This window comes from Ramlibacter lithotrophicus (genome assembly GCF_012184415.1).
GTDB classification, from domain to species: domain Bacteria; phylum Pseudomonadota; class Gammaproteobacteria; order Burkholderiales; family Burkholderiaceae_C; genus Ramlibacter; species Ramlibacter lithotrophicus.
The window spans coordinates 21711-42416 of the sequence record NZ_VTOX01000009.1 but is presented as its reverse complement, the minus strand read 5'-3'; the positions used below and the strand labels follow the sequence as shown (position 1 = coordinate 42416).

Here is a 20706-nt window from a genome sequence, read left to right as displayed (position 1 = left end):
CGTGGCGGAGTCGCTGACCCACTTGCTGGACGCGCCGCAGCTGCTGGCGCTGGCCGCCGCACTGGGCTGGGCCAGCGGCATCCGGCTGTACGCGGCGGTGTTCCTGGTGGGGTTGGCCGGCTTCATGGGCTTCGCCGACCTGCCGCCCGGCCTGCAGGTGCTGCAGCATCCGGCGGTGCTGGGCGTGAGCGGCTCGATGTGCTTCGTCGAGTTCTTCGCCGACAAGATCCCCTTCCTCGACACCATGTGGGACACCGTGCACACGGTGATCCGCATTCCGGCCGGCGCCGCGCTGGCGGCGGGCGCGCTGGGCGCCGACAGCGCCGCCATGGGCTGGATCGCTGCCTTGCTGGGAGGCGGCCTGGCCGCCACCAGCCACACGGCCAAGCTCACCACCCGCGCCGCCGTGAACACCTCGCCGGAGCCGTTCAGCAACGTCGCCGTGTCGCTGTTCGAGGACGGCTTCGTCGTCTTCATGCTGTGGCTCTCGGCCACGCATCCGGTGATCTTCTGGATCGCGCTGGCCGTGACGCTGGTCATTGCCGTGGTGCTGATGATCGTGCTGGTGAAGTTCCTGCGCGCCGTCGCGCTGCGCCTGCGCGGCTTTTTCGACGGCCGCCGTCCGACCCAAGGAAGCTGAATGTTCAAGAAGATCCTGATTGCCAATAGAGGTGAGATTGCCTGCCGGGTAGCTGCCACCGCCCGCCGCATGGCCATCCGCACCGTCGCCGTGTATTCCGACGCCGACGCGGGCGCCAAGCACGTGGCGGCCTGCGACGAAGCCGTGCACATCGGCGGCAGCGCACCCAGGGACAGTTACCTGCGCTGGGATCGCATCATCGAAGCGGCTCGTGCCACCGGGGCGGAGGCGATTCATCCGGGCTACGGCTTCCTCAGCGAGAACGACGAGTTCGCGCGGGCCTGTGCCGAGGCCGGGCTGGTATTCATCGGGCCGCCCGCCTCCGCGATCCTCGCGATGGGGCTGAAGGCCGAGTCCAAGCAGTTGATGGAAAAGGCCGGCGTGCCGCTGGTGCCCGGCTACCACGGCGCGGACCAGGACCCGGCGCTGCTGGAGCGCGAGGCGGCGCGCATCGGCTATCCGGTGCTGATCAAGGCCAGCGCCGGCGGCGGCGGCAAGGGCATGCGGGCGGTCGACAAGCCGGAGGACTTCCAGGCGGCGCTGGCCTCGTGCCAGCGCGAGGCCGCCAGCAGCTTCGGCGACGACGCGGTGCTGGTGGAGAAATACGTCCAGCGGCCGCGCCACATCGAGATCCAGGTGTTCGGCGACACGCAGGGCAACTGCGTGTGGTTGTTCGAACGCGACTGCTCGGTGCAGCGGCGACACCAGAAAGTGCTGGAGGAAGCGCCGGCGCCAGGCATGACGCCGGCGCTGCGCCAGCGCATGGGCGAGGCGGCCGTCGCCGCCGCGAAGGCGGTGGGCTATGTCGGCGCCGGCACGGTGGAGTTCATCGTCGAGCAGCGCGAGGGCGGGGCCATGGAGTTTTTCTTCATGGAGATGAACACGCGGCTGCAGGTGGAGCATCCGGTGACCGAGGCGATCACCGGGCTGGACCTGGTCGAGTGGCAATTGCGCGTCGCCGCCGGCGAGCCGCTGCCGCTGAAGCAGGAGCAGTTGCGCATCCAGGGCCACGCGATCGAGGCGCGGATCAGCGCCGAGACGCCGGACAACAACTTCCTGCCGGCCACCGGCACCTTGCTGGTCTACCGCAATCCGCCGGCCGCGAGCTTCGAGCCGGCAGCCGTGCGCATCGACGACGGCGTGCGCGAGGGCGACGTCATCTCCCCGTTCTACGACCCGATGATCGCCAAGCTGATCGTGCACGGCGACACGCGCGAGCAGGCGCTGGCACGGCTGGACCAGGCGCTGGCGCAGGTGCACATCGTCGGCCTGGGCAACAACGTGCAGTTCCTGCGCCAGGTGGTGCGCAGCCGGTCCTTCGCGCAGGCCGACCTGGACACGGCGCTGATCGTGCGCGAGCAGGACAACCTCTTCCGGCAGGAGCCGCTGGGGCTGGCGCTGGCCGGCGCCGTGGCGATCGCCCAGGCGCTGCTGCAGGAGCGCGCGGCGGCCGGCGCCGACCCGTTCAGTCGCCGCGACGGCTGGAACTCGCACGGCGCGCGGGTGCGGCGCTTCGAGTTCGACTTCCGCGGCGAGCGGGCGAAGGCCGAACTCACGTACCTGCACGACGGCGCGCTCACGTTGACGATCGGCAACGTCAGCGGCGCGCTGTCGTTCGCGGCGCGCGGGGACCGCATCGAGGTCCACTTCGCGGGCCAGCGATTGCTGGCCACCGTGTACGCCGACGGCGAGACCGACCATGTGTTCAGCGAGCGCGGCGCGACCCAGATCGTCAACGTGGACCTGCTGGCGCATGCCGGCGAAACGCATTCGGAGGGCGGACGCCTCACCGCGCCGATGCCGGGGAAGGTGCTGTCGTTCAACGTGAGACCGGGCGACGAGGTGCGCGAAGGCCAGGTGCTCGCCATCATGGAAGCGATGAAGATGGAGCACACCATCGCCGCGCCCGGCGACGGCGTGGTGGCGGAACTGCTGTACGCGCCGGGCGACCAGGTGGACGAGGGCGCCGAGCTGCTGACGATCACGGCGAAGACCGAGGCCGCGTCGGGCAACTGACCGGGCCGCCTGCGAAGGGCGCCGCCGGTCGCCAATAATCGAAGGCTTCGGCGCAGCGGCGCCGCAGTTCCACCACCAGACAATGCGCATCACCTTCTGTTCTCCCGGCCCGAAGCCCGAACCCTGGCTGGCCGGCCTGCGCGCGGCCTTGCCCGGCGCCATCGTCGAAAAATGGCAGCCCGGCGCGCCCCAGGCCGACCACGCCGTGGTGTGGTCGCCGCCCCAGCAGTTCTTCGACGAACAGCCCGGCCTCAAGGGCGTCTTCAACATGGGCGCCGGGGTGGATGCCCTCGTCAAGTGCAAGCTGCCGCCCCACGCCGTCGTGGTCCGCATCGACGATGCCGGCATGGCGGTGCAGATGGCGGAGTTCGTCTGCCACGCCGTGATCCGGCACTTCCGCGAACTCGACGCCTACGAAGCCGACATCGCCCGGGGTGAATGGACCTACCGCAAGCCGCTGGCCCGCGCCGACTTCCCGGTCGGCGTGATGGGTCTGGGCGTGCTCGGCGAGCGCGTCGCCAGGGCCGTGGCGCAGTTCGATTTTCCGACGCTGGGCTGGAGCCGCACGCCCAGGCAGGTCGCGGGCGTGCGCTGCTTCGCCGGCGCGGAGCAGTTCGACGAGTTCCTGGCGTCCACCCGCGTCCTGGTGTGCCTGCTGCCGCTGACGCCGGAAACGCAGGACATCATGAATGCCCGCACGCTCGGCCTGCTGCGTCATGGCGGCTACGTCATCAACGTGGCGCGCGGCGCGCACCTGGTGGACGAGGACCTGCTGGCGCTGCTGGACAGCGGCCACCTCGCCGGGGCCGCACTCGACGTGTTCCGCACCGAGCCGCTGCCGGCCGGCCACCCGTTCTGGCAGCATCCGAAGATCGCCGTGACGCCGCATACCTCGGCGCGGACGCTGCGCGACGAGAGCATCGCGCAGATCGCCGGCAAGATCCTGGCGCTGGAGCGGGGAGAACCCGTCGCCGGCGTGGTCGATCCCAAGCGAGGATACTGAACTCATGAAATATCCCAGCCGAGTCAAGATCGTCGACGTCGCGCCGCGCGACGGCCTGCAGAACGAGAAGGCGCCGGTGCCGGCCGAAGTGAAGATCGGGCTGGTCCACCGCCTGCAGGATGCGGGGCTGAAGGAGATCGAGGTCACCAGCTTCGTCTCGCCGAAGTGGGTGCCGCAGATGGCCGATGCCGCGGAGGTCATGGCCGGCATCGAGCGCCGGCCGGGCGCGCGCTACTCGGTGCTGACGCCCAACATGAAGGGATTCGAGGCGGCGCTGGCCTGCCGGCCCGACGAGATCGTGGTCTTCGGCGCCGCCAGCGAGGCCTTCAGCCACCGCAACATCAACTGCTCGATCGCCGAGAGCATCGAGCGCTTCGCGCCGGTGGTAAGCGCCGCGCGCGAACACGGGATCCACGTGCGCGGCGCCATCTCGGTGGCGGTCGGCTGCCCCTACGAAGGCGAGGTGTCGCCCGCCAACGTGGAACTGGTCGCGCGCCTGATGAAAGGCATCGGCGTGCAGCACGTCGGCGTGGCCGACACCATCGGCGTTGGCACGCCGCTGAAGGTGCAGCGCGCGCTCGAGGCGGCGCTGAAGCACTACGACCTGGACGACGTGTCCGGCCATTTCCACGACACCTACGGGCAGGCGCTTGGCAACACGCTGGCGGCGCTCCAGATGGGCGTCTGGCAGTACGACACTTCGTGCGCCGGCCTGGGGGGCTGTCCCTATGCGAAAGGCGCCACCGGCAACGTCGCCACCGAGGACGTGGTCTACATGTTGCACGGCATGGGCATAGCCACCGGCATCGACCTGGACAAGCTGGTCGATGCGGGCAAGTACATCAGCGACTTCCTGCGGCGGCCGCCGAACTCGCGCGCGGCGACGGCACTCCTCAACAAGCGGCAGGGATGACGGCGATGTGCGGAGCCGAAGTCGGCGCCCTGCCCGAAGGGATGCAGCGGGTGGCGCGGGCGCTGCAGGAGCAGGGCCATCCGCACGCACCGGTCATGCTGAGCGACGCCGCGCGCACCGCGCAGCAGGCGGCGGACGCGCTGGGTGTCGCCGTGGGCCAGATCGCCAAGAGCATCATCTTCCGCCGCAAGGACGACGATGCCGCGGTGCTGGTCATCACCTCGGGCGACCGCCGGGTGGACGAAAAGAAGGTGGATGCGCTGGTCGGCAAGACCGGGCGCGCGGACGCGGAGTTCGTCAAGGCCCGCACCGGCTTCTCGATCGGCGGGGTCTCGCCGCTCGCGCATGCGCAGCCGCCGGTGACGCTGATCGACCGCGAGCTGTTCCGCTTCGACGAGATCTGGGCCGCGGCGGGGCATCCGCACGGCGTGTTCAAGCTGGCGCCGCAGGACCTGGAGCGGCTCACCGGCGCCCCGGTGGCGGACGTGACGCAGGTTCCCGCCTGATGGCGGCCGGCGAACTCGCGCGGCTGGCACGGGTGGTCGTGGCGAATGCCGCGGGCGACGTACCGTCGCCCTGCGTGTCGGTGTGCCGCATGGACGCCGGCAGCGGGCTGTGCGTCGGCTGCTGCCGCACGATCCAGGAAATCGCCGGCTGGTCGCAGATGGACGATGCGGCCAGGCGTGACGTGTGGCGCAAGATCGTGCAGCGTGCCGAGGAGCCCCAGCCATGAAGCGGATCACCTTCTTCCTCGATTTCATCTCGCCTTATTCCTACCTGGCGTTCGAGCAGCTGCCGCAGGCGCTGCAGGGCCTGAGCTACGGGGTGGAGTACCGGCCGGTGCTGTTCGCCGGTTTGCTGAAACACCACGGGCAGCTCGGCCCGGCCGAGATCGCCCCCAAGCGGGACTGGACCTACCGGCAGGTGCTCTGGAACGCGCACCGGCATGGCATCCCGCTGGACCTGCCGGCGACGCATCCCTTCAATCCGCTGGCGCTGCTGCGGCTGGCCGTGGCCTGCGGCGCCGGCGGCGCCGCCAACCGCTACGTCTGCGAAACGGTGTTCCGCCACGTCTGGCGTGGCGGGGCCGATGCGGTCGAGGCGCAGCGGCTCGAGGTGCTGGCGCAGCTGTTGAAGCCCGCGCGGGATCCGGCCGGCGACGCCGTCAAGGCGGAGCTGAAGGCCAATACCGAGGATGCGCTGTCACGCGGCGTCTTCGGCGTGCCGACCTGTGCCGTCGACGACAAGCTGTTCTGGGGATTCGATGCGCTGCCGATGCTGCGGGCGTATCTCGAGGACGACGGCTGGTTCGCCGGCGGCGACTGGGAGCGCGCGCGCCAGGTGGGTGCGGGGATCACTCGCGGTCGGTAGGGCCTGGCCGGACGGTTCCGGCGCGGCGGAAACTGTCGCCGGCTGTAACCGAGTGGATACCCCCATGGCCGAGGATGTTCCGGCTCATCCCTAGAATGTTCGGCCAACTCCGGAAACCGACCGCCGTATGACCCAGGGCCTGATCCGCATCCGCGGCGCCAGACAGCACAACCTCAAGAACCTCGACCTCGACCTGCGCACCGGCGAACTGACGGTGGTGACCGGCCCCAGCGGCTCGGGCAAGTCCAGCCTGGTGTTCGACACCTTGTATGCCGAAGGGCAGCGGCGGTACGTGGAGACGTTCTCCGCGTACGCCCGCCAGTTCCTCGACCGCATGGACAAGCCGGCGGTGGACCGGGTGGAAGGCGTGCCGCCCGCGATCGCGATCGACCAGACCAACCCGGTGCGGTCGTCGCGCTCCACCGTCGGCACGATGACGGAGCTGAACGACCACCTGAAGCTGCTGTTCGCGCGGGCCGGCGAGCTGTTCGACCGGCAGACCGCGCTGCGGGTGCGCCACGACACGCCGGAGACGATCTACGCCGAATTGATGGCGCGTACGGCCGCCGGCGATCCGCGCCTCGTGGTCACCTTTCCGGTGGAACTGCCGGGCGGCACGTCGGCCGAGGAACTGGAACAGTGGCTGGCCGCCAGCGGCTTCACGCGGGTGCAGGCGGAGCGCGAGGTCGCCACGCCGACCGGGCCGCGCAAGATGCTGGACGTCGTCGCCGACCGGTTCCGGGTCCGGAACGTGGAGAAGGCCCGCGCCATCGAGGCGATCGAGGTGGCGTTGAAGCGCGGCACCGGGCGGATGTCGGTGTACGTCCAGGAATCGGGGTCAGACCCCAATTCCGCAGAACCGCAGGGCGCGGCGCCGAAATCCGTCCCCGATGTGTGGAAGTTCTCCACCGGCCTGCACTGCCCCGAGAGCGACCTGCGCTACGCCGACCCGATCCCGTCGATGTTCTCCTTCAACTCCGCGGTCGGCGCGTGCGAGACCTGCCGCGGCTTCGGCCGGGTGATCGGCGTCGACTACGGCCTGGTCATCCCCAACGACAAGCTGACGCTGCGCGCCGGCGCGATCAAGACCCTGCAGACGCCGGCCTGGGCCGAAGCGCAGGACGACCTGATGCGGCACGCGGAGGCGGCCGGCGTCCCTCGCGACACGCCCTGGTACAAGCTGACGCCGGACCAGAAGGCGTGGGTGATCGACGGCGCGCCCAACTACCGCGAAGGCAACTGGAACAAGCAGTGGTACGGCATCCGGCGCTTCTTCGAATACCTCGAGAGCAAGGCCTACAAGATGCACATCCGGGTGCTGCTGTCGAAGTACCGCAGCTACACGCCGTGCCATGCCTGCGGCGGCGCCCGGCTGAAGACCGACAGCCTGCTGTGGCGGCTGGGCACGAAGGAGGATGCCGATGCGGTGCTCGACCCCGCGAAGCGCTTCCTGCCGGCCGGCACCGGCTGGTCGCGGGCGCAGCTCGAGGCCTTGCCCGGCCTGTGCCTGCACGATCTGATGCTGTTGCCGATCGAGCGGCTGCGGAGGTTCTTCGATCGGATTTCACCCTCACCCCGACCCTCTCCCGCAAGCGGGAGAGGGAGCGACGCGGCCTCACTCCAACCTTCTCCCGCAAACGGGAAAGGGAGCAAGGGGAATTCACTCCCTCTCCCTCCGGGAGAGGGCGGGGGTGAGGGCAGCGGCGCCGCAAGCCCCCATCCCAACCTTCCCCCAGAGGGGGAAGGGGCAAACCCGGGCGCGAGGCATGGCGAAGCGCAGGCCCTCAAGCTCCTCTACGAGGAAATCACCACCCGCCTGAAGTACCTGGTGGATGTCGGCATCGGCTACCTGACGCTCGACCGCCAGAGCCGCACGCTGTCCGGCGGCGAGGTGCAGCGGATCAACCTCACGACGGCGCTCGGCACCTCGCTGGTCAACACGCTGTTCGTGCTGGACGAGCCCAGCATCGGGCTGCATCCGCGCGACATGAACCGCATCACCGAGGCCATGCACCGGCTGCGCGACGCCGGCAACACGCTGGTCGTCGTGGAGCACGATCCGGCGGTGATGGTGGCGGCCGACCGCATCATCGACATGGGGCCAGGCCCCGGCGAGCGCGGCGGGCAGATCGTGTTCGACGGCACCACGCAGGAGCTGCGGCAGGCCGACACGCTCACCGGCGCCTACCTGGGCGCCCGCAAGCACGTGGGGATGGGCTTCAAGCGCGCCGTGACGGCGTCCACGCCGCGGCTGGTCCTGGAAGGCGCGCGCGAACACAACCTGAAGAACGTCACCGTGGAATTCCCGCTGCAGCGGCTGGTGTGCGTCACCGGGGTGTCGGGGTCCGGCAAGTCCACGCTGATGCAGGACATCGTGGCCCCGGCACTGATGCGGCACTTCGGCAAGGCGAGCGAGGCGGCCGGCGACCACGACCGGCTGCTCGGCGCTGACCACCTGCGCGACGTCGTGTTCGTCGACCAGTCGCCGATCGGCAAGACGGCGCGCTCCAACCCGGTGAGCTACGTCGGCGCGTGGGACTGCATCCGCGAGATCTTCGCCAACGCGCCGCTGGCCCGGCAGCGCGGTTACACAGGCTCGAAGTTCAGCTTCAACTCGGGCGACGGCCGCTGTCCCACCTGCGGCGGCTCCGGCTTCGAGCACGTCGAGATGCAGTTCCTCTCGGACGTCTACCTGCGCTGCCCCGACTGCGACGGCAAGCGCTACCGGCCCGAGATCCTGGAGATCGGCATCGAGCGCGGCGGCCGCACCTTGAACGTGGCCAACGTCCTGGAGCTCACCGTGAGCGAGGCGGCGGCCATGTTCGCGAACGACCGCGACGTGATCCGCGCGCTGCAGCCGATCGTGGACGTCGGGCTCGAGTACGTGAAGCTCGGCCAGCCGGTGCCGACGCTCTCGGGCGGCGAGTCGCAGCGGCTCAAGCTCGCCGGCTTCCTGGCGCAGGCGGCGAAGACCGCCACGGCCAGCCGGCAGGCCGTGGCCACGCGCGGCGCGCTGTTCCTGTTCGACGAGCCGACCACCGGCCTGCACTTCGACGACATCGCCAAGCTGATGCGGGCGCTGCGCAAGCTGCTCGAAAACGGCAACTCGATCATCGTGATCGAGCACAACCTCGACGTGATCCGCGCGGCCGACTGGCTGATCGACCTCGGGCCGGAAGGCGGCGACGCCGGCGGGCTGGTGGTCGCCGAAGGTCCGCCCGAGGAAGTGAAGCTGCACGCCGATTCGCACACGGCCAAGGCGCTGCGGGAGTACGACGGGACGCTGGGGATGGTGAGCGAGCCAGCGCGGCACCGAAATTGGGGTCAGATTCCAATTTCGAAATTGGAATCTGACCCCAATTTCGGGGAGGGCGCCTATCTGGGCAAGCGGCCGCAGGCCATCCAGATCGTCAACGCCCGCGAGCACAACCTCAAGTCGCTGTCGGTGGACATCCCGCACAACAGGTTCAGCGTGGTGACCGGCGTCTCCGGCTCGGGCAAGTCGACGCTGGCCTTCGACATCCTGTTCAACGAAGGGCAACGGCGCTACCTCGAGTCGCTCAACGCCTATGCCCGCAGCATCGTGCAGCCGGCGGGCCGGCCCGAGGTCGACGCGGTGTACGGCATCCCGCCGACGGTGGCGATCGAGCAGCGGCTGTCGCGCGGCGGGCGCAAATCGACCGTCGGCACGACCACCGAGGTCTGGCACTTCCTGCGCCTGCTGTACGTGAAGCTGGGCGTGCAGCACTGCGTCAAGGACGGTGCCGAAGTCCGGCCGCAGACGCCGGAAAGCATCGTCGCACAACTGATGCGGCGTTACCGCGGCCAGCACATCGGGCTGCTGGCGCCGCTGGTCATCGCGCGCAAGGGCGTCTACACGGAGCTGGCCGACTGGGCCCGGCCGCGCGGCTACACGCACCTGCGGGTGGATGGCAACTTCCTGCCGACGACCGGTTTCCCGCGCATCGACCGCTTCAAGGAGCATACGATCGAACTGCCGGTGTGCGACCTCGACGTGACGCCGGCCAACGAGGACCTGCTGCGGCGCAAGGTCGCCGAGGCGCTGGAACATGGCAAGGGGGTGCTGCACGTGCTGGCGCCGCTGGACGGGCTGCGCGGCGCATTCGAGGCCGGCCTCGGCTCGCATCACCATATCGGCAAGGTCGAAGTGTTCTCCACCCGGCGCGCCTGTCCGGTGTGCAGCACCAGTTACCCCGAGCTGGACCCGCGCCTGTTCTCGTACAACAGCAAGCACGGCTGGTGCCCGGAATGCGTCGGCACCGGCGTCCGGCTCACGCGCGAGCAGCGCAAGGCCTTCGACGACACGGTGCTGGCCGGCGACGACAAGGGCCGTGAGCAGACCTTCGCCGAGCCCGAGATCGAGGACGTGGGCGAGGAAGCCTGTCCCGCCTGCCACGGCGCGCGCCTCAACGTGCAGGCGCGCAGCGTGCGTTTCGACGACACCGCGATCTCGGAGATCGCCGCCCTGTCGGTGGTCGACGTGCGGCGCTGGATCGAAAGCCTGCAGGTCAAGGGCGTGCTCTCGGTCCGCGAGGAAGGCATCGCCCGCGACCTGATCCCCGAGATCCGCAGCCGGCTCGAGTTCCTCGAGGAGGTAGGGCTGGGGTACCTGACGCTGGACCGCGGGGCGCCGACGCTCTCGGGCGGGGAGGCCCAGCGCATCCGCCTCGCGGCGCAGCTCGGCTCCAACCTGCAAGGCGTCTGCTACGTGCTGGACGAGCCGACCATCGGGCTGCACGCCCGCGACAACCAGATCCTGCTGGACGCGCTGCACAAGCTGGGCGACAAGGGCAACACGCTGGTGGTGGTGGAGCACGACGAGGACACGATCCGGCGCGCCGACCACATCATCGACATCGGTCCCAGCGCCGGCAAGCGCGGCGGCCGCGTCGTCGCGCAAGGCACCGCCGCCGATATCTCGGCGGCCCGAGAGTCGGTGACCGGCCGCTACCTGCTGCATGCGATGAGGCACCCGGTCAAGCCGCGGCGCGACGTCGATCCCGCCGATGCGTCGCTGGCGGCCATCCCGGTCGCCGAGATCGCCGCCCCGCTCGTCAAGGGCAGGAAGCCGCGCTCGCTGCTGGCGCAGATCGCGAGCGGCCTCGCCGCCGACGTCGTGGCCGGCAGCGCCGCCACGCAATTCCTGAAGCTGCGCGGCGCCGACCTGCACAACCTGCGCGACGTCGACGTGCACGTGCCGCTGCGCCGGCTGGTGGCGGTGACCGGGGTGTCGGGCTCCGGCAAGTCGACGCTGGCGCGCGACGTGCTGCTGCACAACGTGCAGGCGGTGGTGCAGCAGCGCACCACCAAGGCCGGGCGGGACGCGGATGCGGCCGGCAAGCGGCCGCCCTGGGTCGGTTGCAAGGGCCTCGAGGGCTACCAGGTGATCGACCGTGTGCTGGAAGTGGACCAGACGCCGATCGGCAAGACGCCGCGTTCCTGCCCGGCCACCTACATCGGCTTCTGGGACACCATCCGCAAGCTGTTCGCCGACACGCTGGAGGCGCGCGCCCGCGGCTACGGGCCGGGCCGCTTCTCGTTCAACACCGGCGAGGGACGCTGTCCGACCTGCGAAGGCCAGGGGATGCGCACGATCGGCATGAGCTTCCTGCCCGACGTGAAGGTGCCGTGCGAGTCGTGCCACGGCGCGCGCTTCGCGCCGGAGACGCTGGCCGTCACCTGGCGCGGCAAGAGCATCGGCGACGTCCTGCAGATGGAAGTCGACGAGGCGGTGGAGTTCTTCGCCGCCATGCCCAGCATCAGCCATCCGCTGCAGTTGCTGAAGGACGTGGGACTGGGTTACCTCACCCTGGGCCAGCCGTCGCCGACGCTCTCCGGCGGCGAGGCACAGCGCATCAAGCTGGTGACCGAACTGTCCAAGGTGCGCGACGACGTCACGCGGCGCGGCCAGAAGTCGCCGCACACGCTGTACGTGCTGGACGAGCCGACGGTCGGACTGCACATGGCCGACGTCGAGAAGCTGGTGCGCGTGCTGCACCGGCTGGTCGACGGCGGCCACAGCGTCGTGGTGATCGAGCACGACCTCGACGTGATCGCCGAGGCCGACTGGGTGATCGACCTCGGCCCGGAAGGGGGCTCGGCCGGTGGACGGGTCGTCGCGGAGGCCACGCCCGAACAGCTGGTGGCGCGCGGCACGCACACGGGGAAGGCGCTGGCGCCGGTGCTGTCGCGGTAGGAGCGACGCATCTTTGTCACGCCCGGATACGCAGCGGATACCGTTCAACAGGACCGTCCTACGCTGCTGTCAGCCGGAGGACGACACAGGTGTGGGAGGGCGCTGGCTAGCCTGCGGTCTTCCCATCACTTGTCCGTTGCACCACCATGACCAAGATCTCTTTCCGGGTCCTCGCGCCTGCTGCCGCCCTGGCCGTCCTGCTCTCCGCCTGCGGCGGCGGCGGCGGCGATGACGAAGGCGTTTTCGTCGATGAGCGCGATCCCTCCGCCAGCGGCCTCAGTGCCAGCATGAACGTCGCGGCGCCGGCCGGCACCGCGCTGAGCGGCACCTATGCGTCGAACAACATCTTCCTGAACAACGTGACCAAGGTGGATCCGATCGGCGCCCCGGTCGAGACCTGCCGCTTCCGCTTCAGTGCGCTGGAGCAGCAGGGCGTCACGCCGGCCCGCCGCATGGACGGCGACATCCGCTACCTCCCGGGCACCAATGCGCTGGAGAACACCGTGGTGTCGATCAACACGATCGAGTTCGCGATGGCCGGTACCACCCGCGCCATCGTCGACAAGCCGAACAACCGCATCATCTACGACGGAGCCGTGCTCACGTCGACCCAGAACACGGGTCAGTCGATCACCTTGACCGGATCGATCCCGATGCGCGGCGACCGCCCCGAGGGCTGCTGACCGGCGCGCGCCCGCGCGGTTCGTGCTGCGTTCTGCAGTGCGAGCCGTCGCGGGCGGGTCGGTCCGGATGCGCGGCCGCGCGCGGCTGGTGTCAAATGACGGGTCCCAGTTCTAGCGATGGATCCCATGCGCCGCCGACAACTCGTCCAGCTCACCGCCGCCGCCCTCGCGGCCCCCGCCTTCGGCACCTTTGCCCAGTCCTTTCCCGCCAAGCCGATCAAGCTCGTCATCGCGTTCCCGGCCGGCGGGCCCACCGACATCACGATGCGCCAGCTCGCCGAGAACGCGGGCAAGGTGCTCGGCCAGCCGGTGATCGTCGAAAACAAGCCCGGCGCCGGCGGCACGCTGCCCGCGCAGCAGCTGCAGGGCTCGGCCGCCGACGGCTACACGCTGGCGCAGATCCCGCTGGGCGTGTTCCGCCTGCCGTACACCACGAAGATGACCTGGGATCCGGTCAAGGACATCAGCTACATCATCAACGTGACAGGCTACGCCTTCGGCATCGTGGTGCCGGCGGACAGCCCGATGAAGAGCTGGAACGACTTCGTCACCTATGCCAAGGCCAATCCCGGCAAGCTGAGCTACGGCTCGACCGGCACGCTGACCAGCCCGCACCTGACGACCGAGCTGATCGCGCAGAAGCTCGGCATCACCCTCAACCACATCCCGTACAAGGGCAGCTCCGAGCTCGCCCAGGCGATCGTCGGTGGCCACATCATGGCGGCCGCCGATTCCACCGGTTTCGCGCCGCTGGTCGAGTCGGGCAAGCTGCGCGTGCTCAACACCTGGGGCGAGCAGCGACTGGCCAAGTTCCCGACCGCGCCCACGCTGAAGGAGCTGGGCCTGGACATCGTGCAGAACTCGCCGTTCGGCATCGGCGCGCCGCGCGGCACGCCGCCCGACGTCGTCAAGAAGCTCCACGACGCCTTCAAGAAGGCGATGGACGATCCGAGCTACGTGCAGGCGCTGGCCCGCTACGACATGATCCCGATCTACATGGACTCGGCGCAGTACGCGAAATTCGCACAGGAGACCTTCGCCCGCGAGAAGGCGCTGGTCGAGAAGCTCGGCCTCTTCAAGGCCCAGTAGCCCAGCCTGGGCCGGCCGGGCGTCGGCGCCGTCCGACGCCAGGTCGGGGCCGCGCTGTCGCGCCGGCCGTGCGCCGTGAGCGATGATGCGCGGCATGCGCGCGCACAAGCCCCTGGTGTGGCTGCCTGCCTGCCACCGGAATCTCGACCTGTCGGACCCTGGCGGCTACACGGTGCTGGCCGATCGCTATGCGGCGGCCGTCACCGCACTGGACCTGCAGCCGGTGCTGTTCCCGATGGCCGGCGCGGCGGACGTCGCCGACCTGCTGCCAATGGTGGACGGCGTGCTGCTCACCGGCTCGCCGTCCAACGTGGAGGCAACCCGCTTCGGCGGCGCCGCGCTGGCCACCGACCTGCTCGATCCGCGCCGCGACGCGCTGACGATGGCGCTGGTGCCGGCCGCGGTCGCGGCCGGCACGCCGCTGTTCGGCGTCTGCCGGGGCCTGCAGGAGATCAACGTTGCGCTCGGCGGCAGCCTGCACCAGCAGGTGCATGCCGAGGCCGGGATGATGGACCACCGCGAGCCCGAGGGCGACCTCGAAGCGCAGTTCGCCACCCGCCACCAGGTGCTGCTGGCGCCCGGCAGCGCGTTCGCGCAATGGGCCGGCGCGCAGTCCGTGATGGTCAACTCGCTCCACGGCCAGGGGATCAAGCGGATCGGGCAGGGACTGGTCGCCGAGGCCCATGCGCCGGACGGCCTGGTCGAAGGCGTGCGGGTGGAGCATGCGCCGGCGTTCGCCTTCGGCGTGCAGTGGCATCCGGAGTGGCGGCACGAGAGCAACCCGTTCTACGCGCGCACGCTGGAGGCATTCGCGCAGGCCTGCGCCGAGCACCGGCGCCGGCGCGCCGCGGCGTGAGCCGGCCGCTGCCGCAGCCGGTGTGTTGTCCGCGGGTCGAATAGCGGCGCGCCTGTACCACGGTCGCTGCCCGTCAGCGGCTTGCGCAAAGTCAAGAAACACGCATCGGATCGCGGCGTTTGCCATGGATCAAGCGCCCGCCGTTTGAAGGTGTACGGCAAGAGCATCTTCCAAGACACTTTCCTCACCGCATCAACAACGCGATGCGATGACGAGAGGGTTGATCCGATGTACACCGATTTCAAGAAGAACCTGACGCCGCTCGCGCTGGCCGCCGCGCTGTGCCTCACCGTCCCGGCGCTCGCGAGCGCCGCTCCCGCGGCCGCCAAGGGCAAGCCCGCCGCAGCCGCAACGGCCGTCAAGAGCATCTCGCTGTCCACCGGCATGAAGGACGGCAAGATGGTGTTCCTGGACGAGAAGGGCCAGGCCAACCCGGTGCTGCGCGCCAACGTCGGCGACACCGTGGAGATCACGCTCAAGAGCGGTGAGGGCGCCCAGCACGACATCGTGATCGACGAACTGAAGGTCGCTTCGCCGAAATTCGACGGCAAGAGCGGCGCCGTCAAGGTTCGCTTCAAGGTCACCACCGCCGGCAAGTTCACGTACTACTGCTCGATTCCCGGCCACAAGCAGATCGGCATGGAAGGCACGTTCGAGGTGGCCGGCGACTCCGCCGCCGCCGTCCCGGTGCCCGAGGGTGCGGTCAAGAGCGTCGCGAAGGCCGAGGCCGGCAAGGCGGCCGCGCCCAGGAGCGGCGTCAAGGGCGGCGTGGAGCAGCTGTACACCGCGCCCGGCGTTCCCGGCGCCGACCCGCGCGCCGTGAGCGTTTCGATGGACCCGAACCTCGTGCCCAAGCCGATCGGCGCGCGGGCGCCGCAGTTCCTGAAGTGGCGCATGGAGACGGTGGAACTCACGGGCAAGCTCGACGACGGCACCACCTTCGAATACTGGACGTTCGACAGGAAGGTCCCGGGGCCGATGCTGCGCGCCCGCGTCGGCGACACCATCGAGCTGACGCTCGCCAACGCGAAGAGCAGCAAGCAGATCCACTCGATCGACCTGCACTCCGTCACCGGCGGGCACGGCGGCGGCGAGCACACCCAGGTCGCGCCCGGCCAGGAAAAGACGATCCAGTTCAAGCTACTGAACCCGGGCCTGTACGTGTACCACTGCGCGACCCCGCTGGTGCCGCACCACATCTCGGCCGGCATGTACGGGATGATCCTGGTCGAGCCCGAAGGCGGGCTGCCCAAGGTGGACAAGGAGTACTACGTGATGCAGGGTGACATCTACACCAAGCATGCGCACGGCACCAAGGGCCACCAGGACTTCGACGTCAACAAGATGGCGGCCGAGATGCCCGACTACTACGTGTTCAACGGCGCCGTCGGCTCCCTCACCAAGGAGCACAAGATGTCGGCCAAGGTCGGTGAAACGGTGCGCCTGTTCTTCGGCGTCGGCGGCCCCAACAAGATCTCCTCGTTCCACGTGATCGGCGAGATCTTCGACAAGGTCTACAGCGAGGGTTCGCTCACGACCATCAAGAAGGACGTGCAGACGACGCTGGTGCCCGCCGGCGGCGCGACGATGGTCGAGATGAAGATGGACTACCCCGGCAAGTACCTGCTGGTCGACCATGCCCTGTCGCGCGCCGGCAAGGGCCTGGTGGGCGCGATCGAGGTGACCGGCCCGGCCGATGCCACCATCTACAACGCGACCGGCGGCATGGCGCACTGAGCCCGAGCTTCCCCTCGCAATGCAAAGGGCCCGCAAATTGCGGGCCCTTTCCCTTCCGGCGAGGGCCGGCTGCGACCGCGGCGCGAGGAGCCTCGCCCGCGTTGAGGATTGTCAACGGCAGAAGGTGCCGTGCCGATACAGCTTTCAATTCTTCCTCTACAGTTTCGACATCCCCGCCGCCGAGGCGGCTCTTCACAACGATCCTTCACCCATGCGCCTTCATCCCCTCGCCTGTGCCGTCGCCGCCTCGCTGGCCGGCTTCCTGTCCACTCCCGCGCAAGCCAGCTGCGGGTCGGCGTACTGCTCGATCGCAACCGACCTGGCGGCCGAGGCGGCCGGCATCGTGGAGGGCAGCGTGCTGGATCTGCGCTACGAATCCATCAGGCAGGACCAGCCGCGCGCCGGCTCCGGTAGGGTTGGCGTCGGCCAGGTCCCGCGCCACCACGACGAGGTCCGCACCGACAACCGCAACCTGGTCGCCACGTACAGCCGCACCTTCGCCTCGGGCTGGGGCTTCTCGGTCGCGGCGCCGTTCAGCGACCGCGACCACGTGCACATCCACAACCACCGCGGCCAGAAATTCGTCGACCAGTGGGACTACCGCGAGCTCGGTGACATGCGCGTGACGGGCCGCTACCAGAAGGCGCTGGGCGGCGCCGACGCGCCCCGCACCGGCGGGATCGTGTTCGGCGCCAAGTTGCCGACCGGTCGCACCGGCATCGCCAACGACGCGGGCGCCGTCGCCGAGCGCACCTTGCAGCCCGGCAGCGGCACCACCGACCTGATCCTGGGCGCCTTCGTGCACCAGCAACTGCCGCAGCAGGCTGCGTCGTGGTTCGCGCAGGTGCAGGTCCAGCGCGCGCTGAACGAGCACGACGGATTCCGGCCCGGTGCGCAGTTCTCCGCCGACCTCGGCTACGCGAAGGCTTTCACCGACCGGTTCTCGGGCATCGTGCAGGCCAATGCCGTCGTCAAGCGCCGCGACAGCGGCGCGAATGCGGAGCCCGAGGACAGCGGCAGCCGTTCGCTGTTCCTCAGCCCGGGCGCCAGCTGGCAGTTCACCGATTCGCTGCGCGGCTACGCGTTCTACCAGCACCCGGTGTACCAGCACGTCACCGGCGTGCAGTTGACGCCCAAGCGCGCCTTCGTCGTCGGCGTATCGGCCCGGTTCTGACCATGGTCAGGAGCCTGTTCGCGCTCGTGGCGGCCTTCCTGATGCTGGCGGGCGCTTCAGCGCAGTCACCGCTGCCGCAGCGCTTCGATGCCGCGCGCGACGCGGCCGCCGACCTGGGCACCGCCGTCGCGCTCGCGCGGGAACAGGGCAAGCGGGTGCTGGTGGACGTGGGCGGCGAATGGTGCTCGTGGTGCCATATCCTGGACCGCCTGATCGAGACCGATGCACAGGTGCGGCAGTTGCGCGACGAGCATTACGTGTGGCTGAAGGTGAACTTCTCGCCGGCCAACCGCAACGAGGCCGTGCTGTCGCGGTGGCCGAAGGTCACCGGCTATCCACACCTGTTCGTGCTCGACGAACGCGGCGCGCTGCTGCATTCGCAGCCGACCGGCGAGCTGGAAGCGGGCAAGGGCTACGACCGCGAGAAGGTGCTGGCCTTCCTGCGCCGGCACCGCCGCCCCTGACCTCGTCGCTCAGCGCCGCGCCGCGAGCAGCGCCTGCGCGAGCTCCGCGAAGCCGGCGCCGCCTTCCGACGGCGTGACGTAGGCCGGCGCCTGGTCCGGCGGCAGGTTGAAGTGCGCGACGTTCGCGACGCCGACCGCGTGCGGCAGGTAGGAGAACATCGGCGCGTCGTTCGGCGAGTCGCCGGCGAAGGTGCAGCGTTCGCGCTCGGTTTCCAGCTCCAGGCCGTAACGCTCGCGCAGGAACAGGTGCGCCATGCTCAATTTGTCATAGGAGCCGAACCAGCCGTTGACGTGGATCGAGCTGACCTTGGCCGTCATGCCGGCGGCCTCCATGATGTCGACGATGCGCTGCACGGCCGCGGGCGGCAGCGCGGGCACGTCCTCGCGGAAGTCGATCGCGATGTCGTACAGGCGGCAGAACTGGTCCGACGCGATGGCGCAGCCCGGCACTTCGCGCAGCACGGTCTCGCGCACCTGCGCCATCCGGCCCGTGTTCGCGGCCCGCGTGGCCTCGTCGAACACATGGCGGCTCTTGAGCTTGCGCCCGGCGGCGTCGTACCAGAAGTAGAACGCCCCGTTCTCCCCGATCACGGCATCGACCGGCCACATGCGGGCGATATGGTCGCACCAGCCGGCGGGCCGGCCGGTGACGAGCACCACGCGCAGGCCGGCGGCGCGCAGGTCGGCCAGTGCCGCGTACGCGGGCACAGTGAGCTGGCCCTCGGTGGTGAGCGTGTCGTCGATGTCGCTGAAGACGGTGTGGATGCCGGCCGCGACGCTGGTCGGCATCTCGGCGAGCGGGCGCATGGACTGCTTCGGCATGGCGTCAGTGGGCGCCGCCATGCAGCGCCAGACCGGCGTGCTCGCGCAGCGGATGGAAATGGATCTTCGGAAAGCGCTCCTGCGCCAGCCGCACGTCGTACGGCGAGGTGCAGAGAAACGCCAGCGCGTTGGCGGCGTCGAGCGCCATCCGCTGCGGATAGGCATCCATGAACTGGCGCAGCTCCGCCGGCGTGTCGGCCGTGATCCAGCGCGCTCCCGTGTACTGACAGCCTTCGAGCCGGATGTCGGCGTCGTATTCGGTCTTCAGGCGATGCTGCACCACCTCGAACTGCAGCTGGCCCACCGCGCCCAGCAGCATCGGCCCGCCGATCTGGGGCTTGAACACCTGGATCGCGCCTTCCTCGCCCAGCTGCGCCAGGCCCTGCTGCAGTTGCTTGGTCCGCAGCGGGTTCTTCAGGATCACGGTCATGAACAGTTCGGGCGCGAAGAACGGCAGCCCGGTGAACTGCAGGCTGGCGCCGTCGGTGATGGTGTCGCCCAGTTGCACGCCGCCGTGCGTCGTGAAGCCGATGATGTCGCCGGCGTAGGCCTCGTCCACCGCCTCGCGGCGCTGCGACAGGAAGGTGACGACCGAGGTCGGCCGCAGTTCCTTGCCGGTGCGCTGCACCTTCAGCTTCATGCCGGGCGTGTACTTGCCCGACGCCATGCGCACGAAGGCGATGCGGTCGCGGTGCGACGGGTCCATGTTGGCCTGCACCTTGAAGACGACGCCGGAGAAGTTCGGATCGTCCGGATGCACCTGCTTGTCGACCATCTGCTTGTTGACGGCGAGGTGGCTCATACGCGGTCCCGGCGACGGCGCCAGGTCGACCAGCGCCTCCAGCACTTCCTGGACCCCGAAGTTGTTGACCCCGGAGCCGAAGAACACCGGCGTCTGCTTGCCGGCGAGGAACGCCTCGTGGTCCCACGCGGGCGACGCGCCGATCGCCAGTTCCATGCTCTGCTCGGCGGTCTCGAACTCGTGGCCGAAGCGCTTGAGCAACTCTTCACGGTTGGACAGCGGGATGGTCTCGAAGTCCTGCGGCAGCCGCTCCGAGCCGGACTCGAACACGGTCATGGTCTGCGTGCGCAGGTTCATGATCCCGCCGAAGGTCTTGCCCTGGCCGACCGGCCAGGTCATGGGCACGCAGGCCATGCCCAGCTCGCGCTCGACCTCGTCGAGGATGTCCAGCGGATCGCGCACCTCGCGGTCCATCTTGTTGACGAAGGTGATGATGGGCGTGTCGCGCTGGCGGCAGACCTCGATCAGGCGCCGGGTCTGCGCTTCCACGCCGTTGGCCGCGTCGATCACCATCAGCGCCGAATCGACCGCCGTCAGCACGCGGTAGGTGTCCTCGGAGAAGTCCTTGTGGCCGGGCGTGTCCAGCAGGTTGATCACGTGGTCGCGGTACAGCATCTGCATGACCGAGCTGGCCACCGAGATGCCGCGCTGCTTCTCGATTTCCATCCAGTCCGAGGTGGCGTGGCGCGACGCCTTGCGCGCCTTCACCGAGCCGGCGATCTGGATCGCGCCCGAGAACAGCAGCAGCTTCTCCGTCAGCGTGGTCTTGCCCGCGTCGGGGTGCGAGATGATGGCAAAGGTGCGGCGACGCCGGGTTTCGGACTGGAGCGACATGGAAGCAGGGGACGAGGGAGCCGCGCGCCAGGATGTGCCTGGAGCAGGCTGCTGCGAGCGGGAAGACGCAATTATCGCGGGTCGG

The 20706-nt window shown here is 69.4% G+C and carries 16 protein-coding genes; 14 read left to right on the top strand and 2 right to left on the bottom strand.

What is annotated here, in order from left to right; all coding sequences use genetic code 11:
• Position 1 precedes the first annotated feature (1 nt).
• The 14 genes from RAMLITH_RS20135 to RAMLITH_RS20070 all read left to right on the top strand — a co-directional run bounded on the left by RAMLITH_RS20135 (position 2) and on the right by RAMLITH_RS20070 (position 18163).
• Positions 2 to 640: a DUF4126 family protein gene (locus tag RAMLITH_RS20135; protein WP_168109247.1), complete on the top strand. Its 639-nt coding sequence runs from the start codon at positions 2 to 4 to the stop codon at positions 638 to 640.
• Positions 641 to 2656 carry an acetyl/propionyl/methylcrotonyl-CoA carboxylase subunit alpha gene (locus RAMLITH_RS26275; RefSeq protein WP_168109246.1) on the top strand — a complete coding sequence of 672 codons (2016 nt, stop codon included), beginning with the start codon at positions 641 to 643 and terminating at the stop codon, positions 2654 to 2656.
• An 82-nt stretch (positions 2657 to 2738) separates the two neighbouring features.
• Positions 2739 to 3659: a 2-hydroxyacid dehydrogenase gene (locus RAMLITH_RS20125; RefSeq protein ID WP_168109245.1), complete on the top strand. Its 921-nt coding sequence runs from the start codon at positions 2739 to 2741 to the stop codon at positions 3657 to 3659.
• A gap of 4 nt (positions 3660 to 3663) precedes the next feature.
• Entirely contained in the window at positions 3664 to 4572 is a 909-nt protein-coding gene (locus tag RAMLITH_RS20120; protein WP_168109244.1) for a hydroxymethylglutaryl-CoA lyase, read from the top strand.
• A 5-nt stretch (positions 4573 to 4577) separates the two neighbouring features.
• Positions 4578 to 5078 (top strand): YbaK/EbsC family protein, encoded by a 501-nt coding sequence (locus tag RAMLITH_RS20115; RefSeq protein ID WP_168109243.1) that lies wholly within the window; start codon positions 4578 to 4580, stop codon positions 5076 to 5078.
• Positions 5078 to 5305 (top strand): DUF1289 domain-containing protein, encoded by a 228-nt coding sequence (locus tag RAMLITH_RS20110; protein ID WP_168109242.1) that lies wholly within the window; start codon positions 5078 to 5080, stop codon positions 5303 to 5305. The genes RAMLITH_RS20115 and RAMLITH_RS20110 overlap by 1 nt, the downstream gene beginning before the upstream one ends.
• Positions 5302 to 5943: a 2-hydroxychromene-2-carboxylate isomerase gene (locus tag RAMLITH_RS20105; RefSeq protein ID WP_168109241.1), complete on the top strand. Its 642-nt coding sequence runs from the start codon at positions 5302 to 5304 to the stop codon at positions 5941 to 5943. The genes RAMLITH_RS20110 and RAMLITH_RS20105 overlap by 4 nt, the downstream gene beginning before the upstream one ends.
• 127 nt (positions 5944 to 6070) lie before the next feature.
• Positions 6071 to 12160 (top strand): excinuclease ABC subunit UvrA, encoded by a 6090-nt coding sequence (locus RAMLITH_RS20100; RefSeq protein ID WP_168109240.1) that lies wholly within the window; start codon positions 6071 to 6073, stop codon positions 12158 to 12160.
• 146 nt (positions 12161 to 12306) lie between these two features.
• The gene (locus RAMLITH_RS20095; RefSeq protein WP_168109239.1) at positions 12307 to 12843 is read left to right on the top strand and encodes a hypothetical protein; all 537 of its coding nucleotides are present in this window, start codon (positions 12307 to 12309) and stop codon (positions 12841 to 12843) included.
• A gap of 126 nt (positions 12844 to 12969) precedes the next feature.
• Positions 12970 to 13932: a tripartite tricarboxylate transporter substrate binding protein gene (locus tag RAMLITH_RS20090; protein ID WP_168109238.1), complete on the top strand. Its 963-nt coding sequence runs from the start codon at positions 12970 to 12972 to the stop codon at positions 13930 to 13932.
• A gap of 94 nt (positions 13933 to 14026) precedes the next feature.
• A complete protein-coding gene (locus RAMLITH_RS20085; protein ID WP_168109237.1) occupies positions 14027 to 14788 on the top strand; it encodes a gamma-glutamyl-gamma-aminobutyrate hydrolase family protein in 762 nt (253 codons plus the stop codon).
• Between the two features lie 228 nt (positions 14789 to 15016).
• Positions 15017 to 16525, top strand: coding sequence for a copper-containing nitrite reductase (gene nirK, locus RAMLITH_RS20080; protein WP_168109236.1), 1509 nt, complete (start codon positions 15017 to 15019; stop codon positions 16523 to 16525).
• 211 nt (positions 16526 to 16736) lie between these two features.
• Positions 16737 to 17699 carry a transporter gene (locus RAMLITH_RS20075; RefSeq protein WP_168109235.1) on the top strand — a complete coding sequence of 321 codons (963 nt, stop codon included), beginning with the start codon at positions 16737 to 16739 and terminating at the stop codon, positions 17697 to 17699.
• A gap of 2 nt (positions 17700 to 17701) precedes the next feature.
• Positions 17702 to 18163 (top strand): thioredoxin family protein, encoded by a 462-nt coding sequence (locus RAMLITH_RS20070; protein WP_168109234.1) that lies wholly within the window; start codon positions 17702 to 17704, stop codon positions 18161 to 18163.
• 9 nt (positions 18164 to 18172) lie between these two features.
• On the opposite strand, the gene RAMLITH_RS20065 is transcribed toward RAMLITH_RS20070, so the two are convergent.
• Both RAMLITH_RS20065 and RAMLITH_RS20060 read right to left on the bottom strand, forming a co-directional pair.
• Positions 18173 to 18970: an HAD-IIB family hydrolase gene (locus RAMLITH_RS20065; RefSeq protein ID WP_168109413.1), complete on the bottom strand. Its 798-nt coding sequence runs from the start codon at positions 18968 to 18970 to the stop codon at positions 18173 to 18175.
• A gap of 19 nt (positions 18971 to 18989) precedes the next feature.
• Positions 18990 to 20621, bottom strand: coding sequence for a peptide chain release factor 3 (locus RAMLITH_RS20060; RefSeq protein ID WP_168109233.1), 1632 nt, complete (start codon positions 20619 to 20621; stop codon positions 18990 to 18992).
• Between the last annotated feature and the right edge of the window lie 85 nt (positions 20622 to 20706).

What these genes read in the sequence shown, in the direction of transcription:
- RAMLITH_RS26275 (WP_168109246.1), top strand. Translation starts at nt 641, where the DNA reads ATGTTCAAGAAGATCCTGATTGCCAATAGAGGTGAGATTGCCTGCCGG.
- RAMLITH_RS20125 (WP_168109245.1), top strand. Translation starts at nt 2,739, where the DNA reads ATGCGCATCACCTTCTGTTCTCCCGGCCCGAAGCCCGAACCCTGGCTG.
- RAMLITH_RS20120 (WP_168109244.1), top strand. Translation starts at nt 3,664, where the DNA reads ATGAAATATCCCAGCCGAGTCAAGATCGTCGACGTCGCGCCGCGCGAC.
- RAMLITH_RS20115 (WP_168109243.1), top strand. Translation starts at nt 4,578, where the DNA reads ATGTGCGGAGCCGAAGTCGGCGCCCTGCCCGAAGGGATGCAGCGGGTG.
- RAMLITH_RS20110 (WP_168109242.1), top strand. Translation starts at nt 5,078, where the DNA reads ATGGCGGCCGGCGAACTCGCGCGGCTGGCACGGGTGGTCGTGGCGAAT.
- RAMLITH_RS20105 (WP_168109241.1), top strand. Translation starts at nt 5,302, where the DNA reads ATGAAGCGGATCACCTTCTTCCTCGATTTCATCTCGCCTTATTCCTAC.
- RAMLITH_RS20100 (WP_168109240.1), top strand. Translation starts at nt 6,071, where the DNA reads ATGACCCAGGGCCTGATCCGCATCCGCGGCGCCAGACAGCACAACCTC.
- RAMLITH_RS20095 (WP_168109239.1), top strand. Translation starts at nt 12,307, where the DNA reads ATGACCAAGATCTCTTTCCGGGTCCTCGCGCCTGCTGCCGCCCTGGCC.
- RAMLITH_RS20090 (WP_168109238.1), top strand. Translation starts at nt 12,970, where the DNA reads ATGCGCCGCCGACAACTCGTCCAGCTCACCGCCGCCGCCCTCGCGGCC.
- RAMLITH_RS20085 (WP_168109237.1), top strand. Translation starts at nt 14,027, where the DNA reads ATGCGCGCGCACAAGCCCCTGGTGTGGCTGCCTGCCTGCCACCGGAAT.
- nirK (WP_168109236.1), top strand. Translation starts at nt 15,017, where the DNA reads ATGTACACCGATTTCAAGAAGAACCTGACGCCGCTCGCGCTGGCCGCC.
- RAMLITH_RS20075 (WP_168109235.1), top strand. Translation starts at nt 16,737, where the DNA reads ATGCGCCTTCATCCCCTCGCCTGTGCCGTCGCCGCCTCGCTGGCCGGC.
- RAMLITH_RS20070 (WP_168109234.1), top strand. Translation starts at nt 17,702, where the DNA reads ATGGTCAGGAGCCTGTTCGCGCTCGTGGCGGCCTTCCTGATGCTGGCG.
- RAMLITH_RS20065 (WP_168109413.1), bottom strand. Translation starts at nt 18,970, where the DNA reads ATGCGCCCGCTCGCCGAGATGCCGACCAGCGTCGCGGCCGGCATCCAC.
- RAMLITH_RS20060 (WP_168109233.1), bottom strand. Translation starts at nt 20,621, where the DNA reads ATGTCGCTCCAGTCCGAAACCCGGCGTCGCCGCACCTTTGCCATCATC.